Annotated in this window: 6 protein-coding genes; all 6 read right to left on the reverse strand. The window is 45.9% G+C overall.

Going from position 1 to position 22,592, the window contains the following annotated elements; all coding sequences use genetic code 11:
• Positions 1–45: 45 nt before the first annotated feature.
• The gene (locus FD724_RS14725; protein ID WP_179073137.1) at positions 46–1,362 is read right to left on the reverse strand and encodes an ABC exporter membrane fusion protein; all 1,317 of its coding nucleotides are present in this window, start codon (positions 1,360–1,362) and stop codon (positions 46–48) included.
• A gap of 110 nt (positions 1,363–1,472) precedes the next feature.
• On the reverse strand, positions 1,473–2,147 hold the full coding sequence (locus FD724_RS14730) for an isoprenylcysteine carboxylmethyltransferase family protein (RefSeq protein ID WP_256874598.1): 675 nt from the start codon (positions 2,145–2,147) through the stop codon (positions 1,473–1,475).
• 138 nt (positions 2,148–2,285) lie between these two features.
• Positions 2,286–6,479, reverse strand: coding sequence for a non-ribosomal peptide synthetase (locus tag FD724_RS14735; protein WP_179073139.1), 4,194 nt, complete (start codon positions 6,477–6,479; stop codon positions 2,286–2,288).
• Positions 6,476–12,049, reverse strand: a complete 5,574-nt coding sequence (locus tag FD724_RS14740) for a type I polyketide synthase (RefSeq protein WP_179073140.1) — start codon at positions 12,047–12,049, stop codon at positions 6,476–6,478. The genes FD724_RS14735 and FD724_RS14740 overlap by 4 nt, the downstream gene beginning before the upstream one ends.
• A 1-nt stretch (position 12,050) precedes the next feature.
• Positions 12,051–17,813, reverse strand: a complete 5,763-nt coding sequence (locus FD724_RS14745) for a type I polyketide synthase (RefSeq protein ID WP_306297091.1) — start codon at positions 17,811–17,813, stop codon at positions 12,051–12,053.
• Positions 17,814–17,896: 83 nt separating this feature from the next.
• On the reverse strand, positions 17,897–22,579 hold the full coding sequence (locus FD724_RS14755) for a type I polyketide synthase (RefSeq protein WP_179073141.1): 4,683 nt from the start codon (positions 22,577–22,579) through the stop codon (positions 17,897–17,899).
• Between the last annotated feature and the right edge of the window lie 13 nt (positions 22,580–22,592).

The raw sequence follows: 22,592 nt of genomic DNA on the forward strand, positions 1-22,592 counted from the left end.
AGATTTTTATTAGTTGGATATTGAGAGATAAAAGTTTTGTCAATTTTATGGTGATTCAGTATTAATCATGACGTTGACTTCTAAATTAGTGAGGTTAGCAACTTTTTGGCTATCTTGTGGAGACAGACGAATTTTAACTTCGACAACTCTAGTATCTGCATCCGCAACAGGATCGGTTCCTAAAGCATTTAAAACGCCAACTTTTAAACCAACTTCATCGACATTGCCTTTCAGTTCTTCGATTAATCCACCACTGGTAACAGTTGCTTGTTGACCAAGACGAACTTTACTAATATCGGTTTCATAAACTTCTGCGATCGCGTACATTTGTTCTGTCTGTCCTAACTCGATAATTCCATCTTTGCCAATAACTTCACCAGCCCATGTGTGAATTTTTAAAACTTGTCCATTTTTGGGCGATCGCACATAAGCCAAATTTAAATCTGCTTGAGATTTTTTCACAGCAGCCTGGGCATTTCCTAGCTCTGATTCTGCCACACTGACATCTACAGGGCGGACTTCTGCTGTGGCATTTAGAGTTGCTTTGGCTTCTTCAACTTCGTTTTTTAAGGTTGCTAATGTGCGATTGAAATTAGCTTGTGCTTCTTTGACTTGTTCTGTTCTAGTACTAATAATTTTCTGTAAATTAGATTCGGCTTCTGCAAGTTGTTCTTGAGTAGTATTGTTTTGTAGACAAGTGCTATCTCTTTGAGAAGCTGAAACTACTCCTTTTTGATACAAAGAATTATAGCGATCGCATTCAGTTTGAGCATATCGCAATTCAGCTTGAATCCTCTTAATGCTTGCGGCTTGAGAATTCTTTTCTCCTTGTAACTGAGCTGCTAAATTAGCAATAGTTGCTCTTTGAATTGTGAGTTGACCTTCTAATTCTGCTCTTGTTTGTTGATATTTTGCCGTTTGAGCATTAATATCTCCTGTTTTCGCACCTGCTTTAGTTTGCTCTAGTTTGGCTTGAGCAACATTAACTTCAGTTTTTGCCTGTTCAAAAGCTGCTTGCAGACGTTCTTGGTTATCCAGAATTGCCACTACTTGACCTGTTTTTACCTTGTCTCCTTGTTTGACAAGTAGCTTTGCAACTCGTACACCTTCACCTTGTATAGAAGTAGGAGCAGATAGCTTAATTACTTCTCCTTTAGGCTCTAGATATCCTCTAGCAGCAACCGCACTGGGATTTGCTTGAATTTTATTATTAGCTGCAATAGCCTGTTGCGATCGCTTTTGATTTTCTAGTTGATTATTTAAAACTAAATAAAACGAAGTAGCACAAGTAGCTAAAGCCGCAGCGCCTAAAATTACAACAAATCTCCAGCCTACAGGTTTGGCAAAAAACTGATATTTCATAATTTAAGTTAAATCTCTAAAATTTACTTTTACAAAAGTGGCAATTTAGGTAAGAGATATATTTGTAAAAAATAGCTTTTACAAGTATATCTCTATATTTTTACGTTCGATTAATACACCCAAGGCAATAAACGACGAGTGCGTTTTTTATATGCCTCGTATGTATTATTAAAAGCTTGCAGCAAGATTTTTTCTTCAACCCGGCAGCGAAAATCATGAGCTAAAAAATTAGCAATTACTTGCAGTAAAAATCCTAGTTTTGGAACAATTAGAAACGAGCCAAAAAACAGAAGTTGAAAAGCGAAGTAAAGTGGATGTCTGACAAAACTATAAGGCCCTTTGGTCACAAGTTGATGACCGGGATCGATGTGGGGAAATAACCGCCAACTGCGAAAAACCCAAAAAGACCATACTTTCACAATCAATGCCAAACCAAGAATAGCAATTCCTAGAGCTTGAATCGGAAAAGTCGGTTGAAATACAAAAAATCCTAGCGCATCGGGATTTGCCCACCAAATTGCTAGCAAAATGTAAAAAATACCGTAGGTAGCACTGGTGAGAAATAGTGCTGGCGGACCTTGAGGAGTGATGGATGACTCACTAGCAACTGGTTCTTTTGTGGAGTTGTCAACAAATGACTCTGGGTTATTGAGTTTGCGCCGTCTAATGATGGATGCATTGACAATCAATAGCCAATACAGTGAATGAACCAAGCAAAGAATGGCTTTGACATCTACTTGTGGTAGTTGTTCTGGGAAAGCCACTGCAAACTGAAATTGTGTCATTAGTTCCACAAGTTAACTCCTAAAGTAACGTGAGTTCTGTCAAATAACTTTCTAGTCTCTGGGTTCTCCGTGCCTCTGTGGTTAAAAAAAGAGTTTTTCAACCACAGAGACGCAGAGGACACAGAGAAATTGATAGGGTTAGTTGTATCTTCCTGGCTGCCAGTTGTTCATAACTGCCAGACAAGCCCTCAATTGGGTTGCCAATGTTTGCACATCTGGTTCTCTGACCATCGTGTAGTGGTTGCCTGGAATCCAACGCACTTCCAAATTGGTGAGTAATTTGTGCCAATCTAAAGCTGGGTCAGTGGGATTTTCTGGTGGTTGGTTTTCTGCCCGTAGCAGTGTTGCTAGCCCCTCGTAGGAACGCGGTGTGTAGGATTCGATCGCTCGCATATTGCATTTGAACACCTCGAACAAGTAGTTGACTTGTTCAACTCCGGCATCTGGGGGAACTAAGTGCAGTAGTCTGGCTTGTTCTAGGATGTAGTTCAATTGTTGTGCGGTATCTAGCTGCTGCAACTGCTGCAATCTAGTAGCATCAACATCAAATCGACCTTCTAAATCTTGGATAAACCAAGCTGCTAAGGTGGCTTCGTCCAAATCTTCGCTAGATAAGGGTGCGGGACAGTCGATAAGTACCAGCATATTGACTTCTTCACCTTGCTGGCGCAATTGCTGGGCAATTTCTAAGGCTGCAATTCCCCCAAAAGACCAGCCACCGATAGAGTATGGACCTTGTGGTTGAACGGTGCGGATGGCTGCAATATAATAAGCCGCCATATCTTCGATAGTGGTAAATGGTGGTTGTTCTCCATCCATCCCCACAGCCTGGAGACCGTAGAACGGCTGATCTGCACCCAAGCGACGGGAGAGATCCATATAGCAAAGCACATTACCGCCAGCCGGATGAACGCAGAAGAAAGGCGGCTGAGAACCAGAGGGCTGGATACTGACTAAAGACGACCAAGGCACTGAACTATCTGACGATTCCCGCAGAGTCAGCGCTAAATGCTCAACAGTCCCGCCTTGGAACAACGTAGACAAGGGCAAATTCTGAGCAAAGAGTTTGTGAATTTGCGTCATCAAGCGCACAGCTTGAATAGAAGTTCCACCCAGTTCAAAGAAATTATTAGTAATACCTACCTCCGGCAATTTCAAGATTTCTTGCCAAATTTGTACAAGTTGTAACTCTAAGCTGTCTCTGGGTGCGACAATTGCCCCTAAATCTGCTTGATTTTGTTCTGGGTCAGGTAAAGCACGGCGATCTACTTTACCGTTGGATGATAAGGGCAAGCTGTCCATAAACATGAACATTGAGGGAATCATGTATTCTGGTAACTTCTGCTGGAGGTAGCTACGCAATTCTAATGAAGTAATTGATTGTTCCTGCTCAAAAACGATATAAGCTACCAGTTGCTTCTCATCCCGTTGTTTGCCAACGGCTGAAACAGCAACAGAACGAATGGCTGGGTTTTGCTGCAAGACAGTTTCAATTTCGCCTATTTCTATCCGATAACCGCGAATTTTAACCTGAAAATCAATTCTTCCTAAAAACTCGATGTTACCATCCGGCAGATAGCGCCCCAAGTCTCCCGTGCGGTAAAGACGCTCTCCCGTGCGGGGATGCTGAATAAAGCTGGCTTGGGTTTTGGCTGCATCTCGCCAATATCCCTGAGCTAAACCGATACCACCGATGTAAATTTGTCCCGGAACCCAATCAGGACGGGGTTGCAAGGCTTCATCAAGGATGTGGAAGCTTTGGTTACTCAAGGGTTTACCGTAGGGGATGCTAGTCCAGCTAGGGTCAATAGTTTCGATAGGATAGAAAATTGACCAGATGGAAGCTTCCGTGGCTCCTCCCAAACTGATTACTTGGACATCGTTACCCAAGGAGTGAATTTGCTCCGGTAGAGTTACCGGAATCCAATCGCCACTCATCATCACCAACCGGAGGGAAGATGGTAAGCGATCGCAGCGATCGCCTGCATATTCGACTAACAATTTCATTAACGCTGGTGCAGAGTTCCAGACTGTCACCTGCTCCCGTTGGAGAACATCCAGCCAATGCGCCGGATCGCGGCTGCCTTGAGCATCGGGCATGATAATTGTACCACCAGCTGCGAGCGTTCCGAAGATGTCATATACTGACAAGTCAAAACTTAAGGAGGAAATAGCAAATACCCGATCCTCTGCTGTCACGCCAAACCGTTGATTAATATCGAGGATGGTGTTAGCTGCACCTCGATGGTCAATAGTGACACCTTTGGGTGTGCCGGTTGAGCCGGAGGTGTAGATGACGTAGGCTAAATCTTCTGGGGTTTGGATAGATGGTAAAGGTAGCTTGGTAGAGGCTTGTACCAGGGTTGAGTCATCAATTGTTAGCCATTTGACTTGAGTCGCGAAGCTGAGATTTGCTTCTAGCTGAGGTTGGGTAAAGGCGATCGCGACTTCAGCGTTATCCAGCAGCCAGCTAAGACGTTCTTGGGGTAGGCTGGGGTCGATTGGTAGGTAAGCTGCACCTGATTTGAGAATTCCTAAAATAGCTACTAACTGTTCCCAACCTTTTTCCATCACCACGGCTACCAACTGATTGGGACGTGCGCCTAAGTCTCGCAGTTGTCTACCGATGTAGTTAGATAGGCGATCGAGTTCGGCGTAAGTCAAAGTCAATTGAGAAGCAGCGATCGCTAATTTTTGTGGGTGTTGAGTCGCCTGTTCAACAAACAACTCATGCAACAACTGGGTGGGAATAGTAGTGTTGGTAGCATTGACGGCTGCTCGTTGTTGTAGCTGTGCTTTGGGTATCAACCATTCTGTGGTAGTTTGCCAAGTATTGTCTGACTCAGCCAAACGATGCAGTAGCAGTTGGTAAGCATCAAACATTTGGGCCATTAAACCAGAGGGAAAGGCTTCTTCTACAGCATCCCAATTCAGGAGCAAAGCGCCGTTTTCTTCAACAATTTGGTGGTCGAGGAGGACGAAAGGCGTTTGCAACAAGCCATTACAAATTACCTTCCAATCCTGCTCACCCGCAGCATTAGTTTGAGTGTCGCGGTTTCCCAAACCCAAAGCACTGGCAAAGGTACAAGGCATTGCGGCTCTAGCAGTTCCCCCTTGCATCCGATTGAGTTCGCCCAATACTTCCACACCAGTCACCGCCGTATGTTCCAAATCACTCCACAACTGCTCTTGTAAGCGTTTGGCTTGGGCGGCGAAGCTTTCGCTTTGGGTGTGGTCAACTGTCAATAATAGGGTGGAGCTACAGTTACCTAAAACCTGATACACCTGTGGATGCAGTGGTTCGCGGTTAAAGTAGAGGATGTTAACTGTGAGTTTTTGGTTTTTGCTCCAAGTGGTGAGGATGGTGGCATAAGCAGCACAAATCGCAGCCGCCGGTGTTAGTCCCAGCTGACTGACTCGTGTTTTGAATTGCTGCCAAACTGCTGGTGCTAGTTGTCCTTGCCAACGGGTAAAAGTGGGTTTCTCAATAGCACTCGGACTTTTGGCTAGGGGCAATTCCGGGGCTGGGGGAATTTCAGATAACCTTGGCCACCAGTAATCACGGGCTTTTTGGTAGGCTGCTGTTTGACGGCGTTGATTCAGCGTCAGGATGTAATCTCGGAAAGAGAGATTCAGGACTGGTAACTGTGCTTGGGGGTTGAGGTAAAACTGATACAAATCTTGGAAGACAAACCCACCACTTAAAGCATCGCAGATTAATAAACTAATGCTGATGTGGAGTTGCGCTCGCTCCTCATCCAATAACTGTACCCGCACCTCAAATAAAGGATATTTATCGAGTGACGGGCCATTATCCTTCATTTGCTGGCGCATCGCTGCTATTTGCTCCTCCACCTCTTTTTGACCGCGTAAGTCGATGACTTCCACAGCAAAGGGAGGCACAGTTTCGAGAATCTGCTGTTGGGCATCAGGTAAAATCACCGCCCGCAGCATCTCATGACGCTCAATTAAACGTTGCCAAGCTAAATTCAATCGCTCAATATCTAGATTAGTGACGGCAAACTCTACGTAGAAATGAGCAGATACATTACCCAAATCGAAAAAATTGCTACCACCCAAAGCATAAGCTTGTTGTAAGTCAGTGAGCGGGAATGGCTGATAACGTTCCTCTGGAGCATGAACTAGGGTAAATTCTGCCCTTGAAATGGACGTTTGCAAAATTGCCAGCAATTCTAGCTTGTGAGCAGTCAAGCGATCGCGCAGTTCTTCCGTTAACACACCTTTAGGGGCCCGAAAACGCAATTTGTCGCCTTCAACCCACAAATACACTCCATTTTGCGTCAAATCATCCAAAAGTTGACTCGCGCTCATAGTTCGCCATCCTCCCATTCTTGATTACTGGTGGCTAATTCAACAGGTCTAGCAGAATTACTCCTCAGATGAGGAGGAGATACAAGGACAGATGACACTGACGACATTTTTTGTGTAATTTCAGTGAGTACTTGTGCCGATAACTGGGCGATACTAGGGCCTTGAATAAAGCGAATCATCGGTAAATCAACGCCCAAGTCGTTTTTGAGTTTGTTCTTTAACTCCACCGCCACTAATGAATCTAGTCCTTGGCTGTTGAGGGGCTGATGGCGATCGAGTTTCGAGGCTGGCATTCGCAGCACCCTAGCCACTTGTTCGTGGAAGTAGGTTTCTAAAAGTAGCTGACGCTCATCTGATGGAGTTGCTAAAAGTGCTTGACGGGAAAGGAAATTTGTGCTTTTGTCAGTCTCGATTTCTCCAGAGTTAGCAAAGACCTCCGTCAGCAATTGAAACAAAGGCATCTTGATAACGGCTGGATTAGCACGTAAGACTTTTGCCCAATTGATGGGAATCACACCTAATTGTGCAGTTTTATCCGTTAGCAGGTGTCCTAAAATCTCTAAACCTTGCTGTGGAGGAATGCTACTAAAACCTAGAGATGCCATGCGATCGCCCCGATTTGCCTGGGCTGCTGCTAAACCTACTTCTGCCCACGCACCCCAGTTGATACTGAGTGCAGGCAGATTTTGACTTTGCCGATAATGAGCTAACCCATCTAAAAAGGCATTGGCCGCCGCATAGTTTCCTTGTCCGGCAGAACCCAGTAGTGAAGCAGCTGAAGAAAACAGCACAAAGAAATCTAGGGATTTATTGAGGGTGTGTGTATGGAGATTCCATGCCCCTTCTATCTTGGGTTGCATGACTTTGTGCAACCGTTCCGGTGTTAATTGTAAGAGAATGCCGTCATCCAAAACAGCAGCGCTGTGAATTACACCCCGTAATGGTGGCATATCTTGGTCTAATTGAGCGATCGCTCTAGCTACTTCCTCAGCCTGACTGATATCCGCCTGAAGCACCTTAATTTTTGCTCCAGCAGTTTCCAGAGTTTGTAAAACTTCTAAGGCTGCGGGTGTTGGCTGACTTCTCGCCATCAGTGCCAAATATCTAGCTCCCCTCTCCACCATCCAAGTAGCTACTTGTAAACCCAGACCCCGCAGACCTCCAGCAATGAGATAAGTTGCTTGGGGGTCGAAGTTTGGTAGTTCTGAATAACTGGGTAAATATCGCTTCAGTCTAGCAACGTAGGACACATCCCCACGCAAAGCGATTTGATTTTCTACATCGTCTGCTTGTAGTAGCTGCAAAAGTGATGCAATTTCTGATGGTTTAGGCACTGGTGCTAAATCCACCATTGAGCAACGCCAGTCTGGATGTTCTTGAGCAATGACGCGTCCCAGTCCCCACAGAGGCGATTGGGCAATACTAGGACTCGAATCTACAGGCTGTACGCCACGGGTAACTAGCCAGAGACGGGGTGTATTTTGCCAACCTGTTTCCGCCAGTGCTTGGACTAAATGGAGAGTGCTAATACATCCCAAATTGCGATCGCTAAGTGGACGATCTCCCATATTGTCACCAGCTAGTGAAGCTAGGGTAGTCAATTCTGCTGGAGTGATATCTAAACTCCACAGATGCACTACTCCCAAGCATTCACTAGAAACAGTTTGTAGAAGTTGCTTGAAGTCATCTAAACAATTTGGCTGAATTTGATAATGCTGTGAATCCTGTTTTTGATAAGTTTCACCTGCAAAAGCCAAGATGCAATTTTCGCCTTGCTGCTGCAATTGTTGGCTGAGATTTTCCCCAATTCCCTGCCTGTCTGCCAATATCAGCCAATAGCCTTGGTTTTGTTCGCTGCGTCTTGGCGCTGTGTCCTTGGGTTCTAAAAGCCGTTCCCAGCTAATCTCATAGAACCAATCGCTAGAATTATTTTGACCTTGACTATCAAATTTCTGAATACGCAAGCATTCAGCATCTAATATTCTTTGTCCTTGGTCGTTGAACAGAACTAACTCAGCAGCAAAGGCATCTGTTTCTACTACAGGTTTTAACTGCAAATGTGCCCATAAACCTGTAGCATCTGGTTGCTGATAAAGTTTGAGTTTGTCTAGGCGTACTGGCAAATAAGCTCCTTCTGCCTCAGCATCGGGGTTAGCTAAGGGAGTCGCCAAAGCTATGACTTGGAAACAGGCATCCAAAAGAACGGGATGAATTTGGTAGTTGGCGATTTCTGCGTGTAAAGATGCTGGTAAATGGATGCGTCCGAGGGCTTCCCCTTCCCGTCGCCAGATTTGCTCTACGCCTTGAAAGCTGGCTCCATAAAGCAAACCTTGTTCCGCCATTTGTTGATAGTGCTGTGTGCCAGAAATAACTTCCTGACAACGGGCTTGAATTTCTGCCACCGTTGCGGGAATGGTGGGTGTAATTTCCTCATCGCCTCGGCGCACTGTACCACTGGCATGATGCCGCCATCTCGTCTCTGGGTTTATACCAGGGCGGCTGTAACAATCAAAGTTGAAAGTATCTGGTGTCTTTCCTGGTTGTAAGCAAATTTGTAGAGTCTGAGTTTCTGCTTCAGGAATGAATAGACCTTGTTGAAAGTGCAAAACTTCTAGGGTATGTTTACCTGCGCCAAATATCTCAGTCACAGCAGCTAATACCATTTCTACATAACCTGACCCCGGTAACACCATCACACCTTGTACCCGATGGTCATTGAGGTAAGGAAGCGATCGCAAATCCAATTGTGTTTGCCAAATCCGCATTTCTGGCAGGTGCGCCAGACTGGGCAAAGCTTCCCCCAATAACGGCTGTTGTGATGTTCTTCTTGGTGGTAAAGAATTGCTACCTTCTAACCAGTAGCGTTGATGTTGCCAGGGATAAGTCGGTAGTAAAACGCACCTTCTATTTTCTGGATAGAAAGCCTGCCATCGTGGTTGATAGCCCAAGGTGTAGAGCCGACCTAGTTCACTGAGTAAAAAATAACGCTCTTGTCGCTCTCTGTGCATAGAGGCGAGGACAATTCCAGCTTTGCCTTTGTGCTGCAAACATTCTTGAATATTCTGGGATAAGACGGGGTGAGGGCTGACCTCAAGAAAACAGGTATATCCTTCATATACCGAGTTTTCAATTGCCTGACTGAATTGGACAGGCGATCGCATATTCCGCCCCCAATAAGCAGCATCCCAATCTCGTCCTTGGCTGCTGGTTCCGGTAACTGTGGAGAAGAGGGGTAATTGGGCAACTTGCGGTTGCAGTCCTGCCAAAAGGTTAACCAGTTCCTCGCTGTAAGGCTGCATCTGTGGACAGTGAAAGGCATAATTGACCCGCAACAATCGACAGAATATTTCCTGGGCTTGTAGTATTTGACACAAACTTTCTAAGGCAGTCGCATCACCAGCAATGACGGTAGAAGTGGGGCTGTTGATAGCTGCGATCGCTAAACCAGGAAATTCCTCTAGCCACGGTTTGAGTTCTTGCCAAGGCATCCCTATCGCCGCCATTTTGCCTTTGCCTGTAGCTTGCTGCATCAAGGATGCTCGTTGCACAACAATCCGCAAAGCTGTTTCTAAAGTAAAGACACCTGCTACATAAGCAGCAGTGATTTCACCGAGACTATGACCCACAACTGCCGCAGGCTCAATGCCCCAAGAACGCCATAAGGCAGTTAGGGCAACTTGGATCGCTAAAATGGCAGGTTGGGCAACTTCAGTATCTTGCAGGCGAGAAATACCCTCTGGTGCTGCTAGTTCTTGGAGTAGCGACCAATGAGTGAGAGATTTTAAGATGCGATCGCACTCTTGCATAGTCTCTCGAAACACAGGCTCCTGTGCCAAAAGTTGCCGTCCCATCCCAATCCATTGCGCCCCCTGTCCAGAAAACACGAAAACCAAGCCAGATAAATCATCTGAATGTGGGTCACTGGGTACTAAGTTGGGGTGAGATTCACCTTCTACAAAAGCGTCAAGTGCTGCTGTCAGTTGCTCGATAGACTGCCCTACCAAAGCGATGCGATGCTTATGATGAGGACGGCGCAGACTAGTAGTATAGGCAATATCCAGCAAGTTAGTTTTACCTGAAAGAAAAGCTCGGTAAGCTTGCGCCATATCCAAGAGTGCGGCGGGATTTTTAGCAGATAGAGGTAAAAGATAATCTTTTACTGATACCAAAGCTGGCTCTGTGGGCAAAAGCGGTGCTTCTTCGAGTATCACATGAGCATTTGTACCGCTAAAGCCAAAGGAACTCACCCCAGCAATGCGTCGTTCTGTGCCACTATTCCAGGGGGTAAGTTCTGTGGGAATTGAAATCGGCAGATTTCCCCAAGAAATGTAAGGATTCAATTTTTGGAAGTGGAGGTGGGGCGGAATCTGCTGATGCTGCATTGCCAGGACAACTTTGATTAAACCTGCCACACCAGCTGCTGATTCTAAATGCCCAATATTGGTTTTCACTGAACCCAAAACTAAAGGATGATTTGGCGATCGCCCTTCACCCAAAACAGCCGCTAGGGAACTCACCTCAATCGGGTCTCCCAAAGGCGTACCTGTACCATGAGCTTCCACATAACTGACTTGATGCGGCTTCACCCCGGCGTTGGCTAAAGCTTCTCGTAAAACTGCCTGTTGAGCCGGGCCATTGGGAGCAGTCAAACCGTTGCTGCGTCCATCTTGATTAACGGCAGAACCGCGAATCACTGCCAAAATGGGGTTGCCATCTGCGATCGCATCTGATAAACGTTTGAGAGCGATCGTACCGCATCCTTCACCACGCGCGAAGCCGTCAGCATCAGCATCAAAGGTTTTACAACGCCCCGTAGGCGATAAAGCGCGGGTGCGACATAGGGTAATGTTGTTGTCGGGAATCAACATCAAACTCACTCCACCCGCCAAAGCCAAGTTACATTCACCGGAGTGCAAACTTTGACAAGCTAGATGTACAGCTACTAATGAAGAAGAACAAGCTGTATCCAAAGTGACACTCGGCCCTTGCAAACCCAGCAGGTAAGAAACCCGTCCTGATACCACACTCATACTATTGCCAGTACTACTGTAGGCATCAATTACAGTACCCTGTAACCGCGAGTAATCGGCGTACATCACACCGACAAATACACCTGTACGACTACCTGATAGTTGGTCTGGTCGTTCTCCTGACTGCTCTAGGGCTTCCCAACATACCTCTAAAAACAAGCGCTGCTGCGGGTCAATAAATGCGGCTTCCCTGGGAGAAATATTGAAAAAGCCAGCATCAAATTTATCAACGTCATCAACAAAAGCACCGTGACGAGTGTACATCTTGCCAGCAGCATCAGCATCGGCATTGTAGTATGTTTCCAAATCCCAGCGATCGCCAGGAATTTCTTGCATTGCATCCACACCATCGCGCAAGCACTGCCAAAAAGTCTGGGGATTATTAACACCGCCAGGAAAACGGCATCCCATCCCAATGATCGCAATTGGTTCTGTCTTTTTCGATTCCAGGCGGTTCAGCTTGCCTTGTATTGTTTCTAATGCCAGTAAAGCTCGTTTTAAAGGGGATAATTCCTCAATTCGCTCGTTGCTTTTGCTCATCTCAGTTACCATCTATCAGTTCTAGTTTTTTCAGGAGTAGCAATTCTGTTTCTGCTTCCGACATCCTGGTTAAATCCTCCAGGGAGATTAATGGTTCACTCTCGAATGACAATGGTGCAGGTGATGAGTCCTCTAACTTGGATAACGACAGCACATCTTGGATTAAATGATTCACTAAAGTTTGCAGACTCGGATAATCAAATAACAATGTGGCTGGTAACGAACAAGCCAAACTATTTTCGAGAACGTTTCGTAACTCCAGCGCCATGAGTGAGTCAAGACCCATTTCAATTAAGGGTTTGTCGGCATCGAGGTTTTGCCAAGAGTTGAGTCGCAACACTTTCGCAGCCAGTTTGCGGACGTGGGTTAGCAGCAAAGACTGTCGTTTGTCGTCAGAAACTTGTTGCAGTTTTTCCAGAATTGTGCTTTGGGTAGTTTCTGATTTCTCTTCGGGTTGGGTATACTCAACAAAATCTTGGAGCAGTGGTGGTACTTCACCAAGGCGATACTGTTTGAGGAAGGTTTGCCAATTCACAGGAATCACACCCACTTGTGCCATATCGGCTCGACTCAGCAACGACTCTAATACCTGTAATCCCTGTTGAAGTCCAATACGTTCCACTCCTACAGACTGACTGCGGTCTAAGGTTGCTGCCATCCCTACTTCTGCCCAAGCTCCCCAGTTGATACTGAGTGCAGGTAATCCTTGAGAATGGCGGTAGTGGGCAAAGGCATCTAAAAAGGCATTTGCAGCTGCATAGTTCCCCTGTGCGGCTGCACCCAACAAAGAGGCCGCTGAGGAAAACATCACAAAGAAATCCAGCGATACATCCTCAGTTAAATGGTGTAAATTCCAGGCTCCCTGAATTTTGGGAGCCATTACTTGAGTAAAACTTTCCCAGGTTTGCTGTAAGATAATGCGATCGCTCAACACTCCAGCTGCATGGATAATGCCGCGTAGTTGAGATTTACAGGGTTCCAGTAGTTGTTTAACTTGGTTGAAATCGGTAATATCTGCCTGTATTACCTGCACCTGAACCCCTGCCTGTTCCATCTCTTGAATAGCATCTAGCGCAGTTACAGAAGGCGGACGACGACCGACTAAAACTAAATTTTGTACCCCCTGCTGTATCATCCAACGAGCAACTTCTAGCCCCAGTGCGCCTAATCCCCCAGTAATTAGGTAAGTAGCATCGGCAGAAAATGTTACAGGTTGTGTTGATACTTGAGGCTTTGCCCGAACTAAACGAGCCACATAACGTTCATGGTTGCGATAAGCCAGATGATCTTCTGACTCTGGTTGTAAGATATCCCTTAGTACCAACTCTGCTGTCTGTTCTAGAGAATTATTAGTATCAATATCTACCAAGCCGCCCCAAATTGCTGGATACTCAATGGCAATTACTCGCCCAAGTCCCCACAGAGGCGCTTGAGTCAGACTATTTATTGTCAATTCATCACCAACAGGTTGACTATCTTGGGTAAACAACCACAATCGTGCTTGGCAGTTTGATAATTTGGATAAGGCTTGCAACAGGTAGATAGTACTACCGCAACTCGTTAGATAGTTTGTTTGTTCTGTTTCCAGTAGACTCCAGAGATGAATAATACCGTGCAATGGTGCATTCTCTGACCCCACATCTTGCAAGAGTTGATGGAAATGTTGCGGTTGACTGGGGTCGATTTGAAACTGACTTTCACCAATTTGTTGATAGATTTCACCAACAGAAACAAGGATGCAAACTTTGCCTTGATGTTCTAATTTTTGTGCCAATGCTCTACCAATACCATTAGCATCGGTGAAAATTAGCCACCGACCGGGAATAGCAGGTAATTGTTCTGGTAATCTCGATTTTGGTTGCCACTGAATTTGATACAGCCATTCCTGAGTCGGTGCTTGGTTGGCTCTGAGCAAAGCTTGACGCGGTGCTTGCTTTAAGCAAAGTCCCTCAATGTAGGCTACTAGTTCTCCCGCTTCATTCAACAGCCAGATATCACCTGTGAACATTCCTGCTGTTGAACTTGTTTGAGAATTTAGCTTTCCGTAACACCACAAACGGCTGTTACAATCTGGCGACTGGCAAAAATAAAAGTGATTTATGCTAAAGGGTACGTAAACTTGGTTATCTCGTCGTTCTTGGGGTAAAGCAAAGCCTAAAAACTGAAAACAAGAATCGATTAATCCCGGATATAGAAGGTAGGTGTTAATTTCATCTGCAAATTCTTTAGGAAATTGCATTTGGCACAATGCTTCACCATCACACCGCCACATAGATTCCACCCATTGAAAACGCTGACCAAGTTGCAATCCTTGTTCTCTAACTTGGGCGTAGAAATCTGAACCAGCCAGCATTTGGGAGCAACGTGTCTGTAACTCAGCCCAAGATAAAGGTTTTTCAATATCGCCTGCATCTTGGCTGAGTCGTCCTGTAGCGTGTACCAACCAGTTATCTATTTGTTTATTAAAACTAAATAGTTCAAATTTATATTTACCTGCGGCTTCAGGTTGCAAAATAAGTTGTACATTGATAGTCTCGCGATCGCCAACCGTCAGCGCTTCCCTAAATGTAATGTTACTCAGCGAAATTGCCCCTGTCCCCAGAATTTCTTGACCTGCAAGCAACAACATAGAAATATGCGAAGCTCCCGGTACTACCACCGTGTCATAAATTCGATGGTCATCGAGGAAAGGTAAACTAGCTGTGTTCAAATGAGTTTCAAAAACAATATCCTTGAGAGATGGCGATCGCAATTGATAACCCAATAAAGGATGCAGCAGGTTTTCGCTGATTTGTCTAACTACTGGCTTGCTGGTAGCAGTAGGCAACCAATAGCGTTGACGCTGCCAAGGATAATTCGGTAAAACCACCTTATGACGCGGGTAATCAGCCTCAAAACTTTGCCAATCAATTTCTACCCCAGCCACATACAACTGCGCCACTGAATCTAATAACTGCTGCCAATCTTCTTTTCCTTTTCGCAGCGAAGCCAGCCATAACCCCTGCTCGTCCAACACTTCTGGACACTCGCGCCGTGCCATCCCCAACAATGTCGGATGTGACCCAACCTCGACAAACACCTCATATCCTGCTTGATACAATGCCTGCATACTAGCGGCAAATTGCACACTTGCTCGGATATGTTCTACCCAGTAAGCCGCATTTGACATTTCCTCATGTCTGACAATCTTGCCTGTGACATTGGAGACAATATCTAGTTGGGGCTGTTGATATTTCACAGTTGCTGCCACTTGCTCAAACTTAGCCAACATTGGCTGCATTAAGGGCGAGTGGAAAGCATGAGATACTTGCAATTTTCTAGTTTCAATACCTTGGCTTTCTAGTTTTTGCAGTACTGAATTGAGTATCTCTAATTCCCCAGATAAGACAATACTTTGTTCGCCATTAATCGCTGCAATACTCAATTGTTCGGAATAGTCAGCAATTAACGGTGTAACTCGTTCTACCGTGGTGAATACTGCTGCCATCCCTCCACTTTGGGGTAAGGCTTGCATCAAAGAAGCACGTTGCATAATTAATTTCAGTGCATCTTCTAAAGAGAAAATACCAGCGATACAAGCGGCGACATATTCCCCGACACTGTGACCTAAAACTGCTGTGGGACGAATACCCCAAGATAGCCATAGTTGAGCTAGGGCATATTCTAGAACAAATAATCCAACTTGGGTGTAGGCGGTTTGGTCAAGGCGAGTATCTTCTGGGTTTTCCGAGAATATAACTTCAAGAATTGATTCACCCAACAGTGGTTGCAGTAGGGTGTCGCAGTTGTCTAGAGTTTGGCGGAAACTGGGCTGAGTTTGATACAGTTGCCGACCCATATTGCGATATTGTGACCCTTGTCCGGTGAAAAGGAAGGCGATTTTTTTGGTTTGCTGGCTGCTATGTCCGTGATGAATACCGATGATTTCACTGTTGTCTAGATAGGCTTGCAACTGTTGTTGCATTTGCTGATGCTCAGGGGCGATGACTGCGAGGCGATGACTAAAGTGTGTTCTACCAATTTGTGAAGTGTGAGTGATATCACCAAGGGGAATTTCTGCGTGGGATGAGAGGTACTTGATGTAATTTTGAGCGAGTTGCTGTAAGGCTTGAGGATGTTTGGCTGACAGAGTTAATAGATGTAAAGGACGCTCTGTAATTTCTTCTCCCCTGCTCCCCTGCTCCTCTGCTCCCCTGCCCCCCTGCTCCTCTGCTCCCCTGCCCCCCTGCTCCTCTGCTCCCCTGCCCCCCTGCTCCTCTGCTCCCCTGCCCCCCTGCTCCTCTGCTCCCCTGCCCCCCTGCTCCTCTGCTCCCCTGCCCCCCTGCCCCCCTGCTCCCCTGCTCCCCTGCTCCCCTGCTCCCCCTGCCTTCTCCAAAGGTGCTTCTTCTAATATGGCATGGGCATTTGTACCGCTAAATCCAAAGGAACTTACCGCAGCAATTCGCGTTTCACCGTTGGTTTGCCAAGGTGTCAGAGTTTTGGGAATTGTTAAAGGCAGTTCTGACCAAGGAATCAGCGGGTTAGGTTTGTTTAGATGTAGATGAGGTGGAATTTGTTGATGTTGTAGTGCCAACACCACCTTCATCAAACCTGCAACGCCAGCAGCCGATTCCAAATGACCGATGTTGGTTTTGACAGAACCGATCGCCAAAGGTCGATCTGTAGTATGCTCTTTTGCTAAAGTAGCAGCGATCGCTTCTACTTCTATCGGATCTCCTAATGATGTCCCTGTACCGTGGGCTTCAACGTAGCTTACTTGCTGTGGTTGTACTTTAGCATTAGCGATCGCTTGCCGAATCAAGTTTTCTTGGGCGATGCCGTTTGGTACAGTTAACCCACTGCTGCGACCATCTTGATTGACCGCTGAACCGCGAATTACCGCTAGGATTTTATCTCCTTGGGCTTGTGCTTGAGAAAGGCGTTTGAGTACGACCATGCCACAACCTTCTCCTCGCACGTAACCGTTAGCTGCGGCATCAAAGGTTTTACAACGTCCATCTGCTGCCATCATTCTCGCCTTGGAGAACATAATGTTGGCTTCTGGTGTGAGAATCAGGTTGACTCCCCCGGCTAAAGCTAACTCGCACTCGCCGTTGCGGAGGCTTTGACAAGCCAGATGAACGGAAACCAAAGAAGAAGAACAAGCAGTATCCAGTGCTACACAAGGCCCTTGCAAACCCAAAACAAAGGAAAGACGACCAACCATCGCACTAAAAGCGCTACCTGTTCCCTGATAGGCATCAATTCCCTGTTCCCCCGCCTGAGCATAAAAGCGGGTGTAATCATTGGTAGTAACACCGACAAACACCCCCGTAGAACTACCCATAAGTTCAGAAGGAGGTTGACAAGCATTTTCTAAAGCTTCCCAACTGACTTCTAATAACAAACGCTGTTGAGGGTCGATGCTAATTGCTTCCCGTGGCGAAATCCCAAAAAACTCGGCATCGAATCGATCTACTTGCTTTAAAAAGCCACCGTAGCGACTAGACATTTTACCAGGGCTATCTGGGTTGGGGTCATAATAAGCATCGATATCCCAGCGATCGCTTGGCACTTCTACAATGGCATCAGTACCGTCCCGTAATATCTGCCAAAATGTTTCTGGATCATCAGCGCCACCCGGAAACCGACATGCCATACCAACAATTGCGATCGGTTCAGTTTTCGCCCGTTCCATTGCATCAATCTTGGCACGTAGTTCTTTCAACGCCAAAAGGGCGCGTTGGGATGGTGATAGCTGGTCGATACTTTCCATTTGGCTCATTTTGGTTTACAGAACAGAAGAGAGGAGAGAAGAACTAAGGACAAATCACCAATGACTAATGACTAATGACCAATGACCAATGACTAATGACTAAATTCCATGAGGGAAGCTAATTCTTCATCAATCATGGATTCGACCTGTTCCTCTGAGAGTTGTTTGATTTGTGTCACCGTCATAGATTGGCTGGGATTAACTAATGTCGGTTTGGTTTCAGGTGGCATATTTTGGTTATCTAGGGTATTGACAAAATAACTTGCTAATGCATCGATGTTGGGATAATTGAATGTCAGTGTTGAAGGCAACGATTTACCTAAACTTTTTTGTAGGCGATTCCGAAATTCCACTGACGTGAGTGAATCCATGCCCATCGTCGCAAATCCTTGTAGGGGGTCGAGGGTTTGGGATGGGATCAAGCCTAAGATGCTGGTAAGTTCATCGCTAATGTGAGCAACTAACAGAGATTTCCATTCGTTAACAGGTGTTGCTTGTAGGCGTTGTTGTAGTTCGGATGGCTGGTTTTCTTGCTGTTGTCCATCCGAAAACAATTCCTGAAAGTAAGCAGGTTGTTGTTGCCCTGTAGGAAAGCGTTGTAAAAACTTCGTCCAGTTGATGGGGAGTACAGTTACCTGACAAACTCTCTGTTGCAGGAAATGTCTGAGTAACTGTAAGGCTTGGTTTGGTGGAATCAAATCAATGCCCTCTGCCGCTAACCTTTGACCGAATGATGCTGCCATCCCGACCTCTGCCCACGGCCCCCAGTTGATACTGGTAGCGACTAATCCTTGTTTTTGGCGGTAATGTGCTAAAGCATCTAAAAAGGCATTGGCAGCAGCATAGTTGCTTTGACCGGGCGCACCGAGTATGCAAGCTGTTGATGAAAATAGTACAAAGAAATCTAGGGGTTGATCCAGTGTCAGGGTGTGCAGATTCCACGCACCTTGGATTTTAGGAGCCATCACCCTAGCGAACCGTTCCCAGTTTTGTTGTAGCAGCATCCCATCATCTAGAACACCTGCTGCATGGATAATACCCCGCAATGGTGGTGTTTGCAGTGCCGTCAGTGCTGGCTGCAACTGTTCGGCTTGGGCAATATCAGCCTGTACTACTGTTATTTGCGTACCTGTTTGTTCTAACTCTCGAATTGTTGCTTGGGCACTTTCACTTGGAGAACTTCGACCGAGTAATACTAAATGTCTTGCACCCTGTTCTACACACCAACGGGCAATTTGCAGACCCAAAGCACCAAGTCCGCCAGCAATTAAGTATGTTCCCTCTGGAGTGAATTTGAGGGATTTGGCGGCTACTGGTGAAATTTGACTACGCACCAAACGCGCAGTATGCCACTGTTGATGTCGCCAAGCAATGCGATCGCCTAAAATCATTGTTGGCAGTTTTGCCAGTAATAAAGCCGCAGCATCAGCTGGTGAACTGCTGGGGTCGAGATCCACCAAACCTCCCCAGATTTCGGGGTATTCCATTGCAATCACTCCACCCAATCCCCATAATGGTGCAGCAGCGATCGCAATTTCCCCAGAATGTTCTCCAATTACCTGTGTCCCTTGTGTTACCAACCACAAACGCGCCGATATCGACTGCTGGCGACTGGCTAGTGCTTGGATGAGATGCAACACAGCCGATGCATAGTTTTGAATATTTGTCAATATTAAATCTGCCTCTTTAGTATCATCCAAACTCCACAGATGTAAAATCTGCAATGGTGACTGAGTTGGGATACCGTCTAGCAGTTGCTCAAAGTGAGTGCAATCGCCTGAGAAAACTAAAGTATAAGTATGACCCTGTTTTGCTAACAGTTGCGCCAATTTATCAGCAACGCCTGTGCGATCGCTTAAAATCAACCAGTGAGCAGGTGCGATCGCAGTATTTTTATCTGATAAGGTTTGTGGTTGCCATTGCACCTCATAGAGCCAATCTTGTAGTTCTGCTGGAAGAGAAGTTGTCGTCGCAGTAGGTAGCCAATAACGTTGACGCTGCCAAGGATAATTGGGCAAAATTACCTTATTACGAGCATAATCACTCTCAAATTCCTGCCAATCAATCTCCACCCCAGTTACATACAACTGCGCCACCGAATCTAACAACTGCTGCCAATCTTCTTTTCCTTTTCGCAGTGAAGCCAGCCATAACCCCTGCTCATCCAATACTTCTGGACACTCACGCCGTGCCATCCCCAACAATGTCGGATGAGGGCCAATTTCCACAAACACCTCATATCCTGCTTGATACAATACCTGCATACTGGCAGCAAATTGCACACTCGCTCGGATATGTTCTACCCAGTAAGCCGCATTTGACATTTCCTCATGTCTGACAATCTTACCTGTGACATTGGAGACAATATCTAATTTCGGCTGTTGATATTTTACTGTTGCTGCCACTTGCTCAAACTTCGCTAACATCGGCTGCATCAAGGGTGAGTGAAAGGCATGAGATACTTGCAATTTTCTAGTTTCAATACCTTGGCTCTCCAATTTTTGCAGTACTAAATTTAATACCTGCAATTCACCAGATAAGACAATACTTTCTTCGCCATTAATCGCTGCAATACTCAATTGTTCGCAATAGTCAGCAATTAACGGTGTAACTCGTTCTACAGTGGTGAATACTGCTGCCATCCCTCCACCTTGGGGTAAAGCTTGCATCAAAGAAGCACGTTGGACAATTAATTTCAGTGCATCTTCTAAAGAGAAAATACCAGCGATACAAGCAGCGACATATTCCCCGACACTGTGACCTACAACTGCTGTGGGATGGATACCCCAGGATAGCCACAGTTGAGCAAGTCCGTATTCTATGACGAATAACGCAACTTGGGTGTATACGGTTTGGTTGAGGCGATCGCCTTCTGAGTTGTCACAGAAGATTACCGATAAAATTGACTCGCCTAGTAGAGGTCGCAGTAAGGTGTCACACTTGTCAAGAGTTAGGCGGAAACTTGGTTGAGTTTCATACAGTTGCCGACCCATGCAGCGATACTGTGAACCTTGTCCAGTGAACAGGAAAGCAATTTTTTTGGTTTGCTGGCTGTTGTGTCCGTGATGGATACCGAAATCATCGGTATCACTCAAATAGGCTTGCAACTGTTGTTGCATTTGTTGGTGGTCGGCGGCGATAATGGCGAGGCGATGTGAGAAATGAGTTCTGCCAACTTGAGATGTAAAGGTGATGTTACCAAGGGCTATATCTGGATGGGATGAGAGGTACTTGATGTAATTTTGAGCGAGTTGCTGTAAGGCTTGAGGATGTTTCGCTGACAGAGTTAATAGATGTAAAGGACGCTCTGTAATTTCTTCTCCCCTGCTCCCCTGCTCCCTTGCTCCCCTGCTCCCCTGCTCCCCTGCTCCCCCTGCTTCCCCCAAAGGTGCTGCTTCTATCACCACATGGGCATTTGTACCACTCAAGCCAAAAGAACTCACTCCAGCAATTCGAGTATTGTTTTCAGAATGCCACGGTTTAGCTGTGGTAGGAATAGCCAGTGGTAGTTCTTGCCAAGGAATATGGGGGTTAGGTTGCTTGAGGTGGAGATGAGGTGGAATTTTTTGGTGTTGTAGCGATAATATTACCTTGATTACACCTGCAACTCCCGCAGCTGCTTCTAAGTGACCAATGTTGGTTTTTACAGAACCAACAACCAAAGGCTGCTCAAAAGAGCGTTGTTCGCACAAAACAGAAGCTAAAGCGTTAATTTCAATGGGATCGCCCAAGGGAGTCCCCGTACCATGCGCTTCGATGTAACTTACTTGCTGTGGTGCAACCCTACTGTTAGCTAGAGCCTGACGCAGTAGTTTTTGTTGTGCAGGGCCGCTAGGTACTGTTAGTCCACCACTAGGGCCGTCGTGATTGACTGCTGAACCTTTAATCAATGCGAGTATAGAGTCACCAGCCGCCACAGCATCCGACAAACGTTTAAGTACCAATACTCCACAACCTTCGCCTCTGGTATAGCCATCAGCTGAGGCATCAAAGGATTTGCAGCGTCCATCGGGTGCAACTGCACGCATTTTGGAGAGAAAAATATTCGTGTCTGGTGACAATATCAGGTTAACTCCACCTGCTAGAGCTTGGTCGCATTCCCCAGAACGCAGACTTTGGCAGGCTAAATGTAACGATACTAGAGATGATGAACAAGCGGTATCTACAACTAAGCTCGGCCCTTGTAAACCCAGAATATAGGAAAGGCGACCGGAAATAAAACTAAAACTGTTGCCTGTACCAAAGTAAGTGTCAATACTATTAGAGTTACCAGAATATAGGCGTGAGTAATCGTTGTTCATCACCCCAATAAATACACCTGTTTGAGTTTGCGACAGCCTTTCAATACACTGTCCGGCATTTTCTAGAGCTTCCCAACTTACTTCTAGTAGTAAGCGTTGTTGTGGGTCTGTACTAACGGCTTCTCTGGGAGAGATTTCAAAGAAGTTGGCATCAAATAAATCGATATCTTTTAAAAAACCACCATAGCGAATGTATGATTTTCCTTCAGCATCGGGATTTGGGCTGTAATAAGCTTCCGTATCCCAACGTTCTTGGGGAATTTCCTGAATGGTATCTACACCATGCTGAAGAATTTGCCAAAAAGCATCCGGGTTATCGGCTCCCCCAGGAAAGCGACACGCCATCCCAATCACAGCGATGGGTTCTGTTTTAGCACGCTCGATCGCCTCCAACTTACCACGCATTTCTTTTAATGCCAGCAATGCGCGTTGTAGTTGATTGATGTTGTTTTGCTCTGTGTCGATTTTAGTCATGCTATGAACCCTG

The organism is Nostoc sp. C057, assembly GCF_013393925.1.
Classification (GTDB): domain Bacteria; phylum Cyanobacteriota; class Cyanobacteriia; order Cyanobacteriales; family Nostocaceae; genus Nostoc; species Nostoc muscorum_A.

Coding starts and splice junctions, on each gene's coding strand:
- FD724_RS14730 (WP_256874598.1), bottom strand. CDS start 2,147: ATGACACAATTTCAGTTTGCAGTGGCTTTCCCAGAACAACTACCACAA.
- FD724_RS14735 (WP_179073139.1), bottom strand. CDS start 6,479: ATGAGCGCGAGTCAACTTTTGGATGATTTGACGCAAAATGGAGTGTAT.
- FD724_RS14745 (WP_306297091.1), bottom strand. CDS start 17,813: ATGAGCCAAATGGAAAGTATCGACCAGCTATCACCATCCCAACGCGCC.
- FD724_RS14755 (WP_179073141.1), bottom strand. CDS start 22,579: ATGACTAAAATCGACACAGAGCAAAACAACATCAATCAACTACAACGC.
- FD724_RS14740 (WP_179073140.1), bottom strand. CDS start 12,049: ATGAGCAAAAGCAACGAGCGAATTGAGGAATTATCCCCTTTAAAACGA.
- FD724_RS14725 (WP_179073137.1), bottom strand. CDS start 1,362: ATGAAATATCAGTTTTTTGCCAAACCTGTAGGCTGGAGATTTGTTGTA.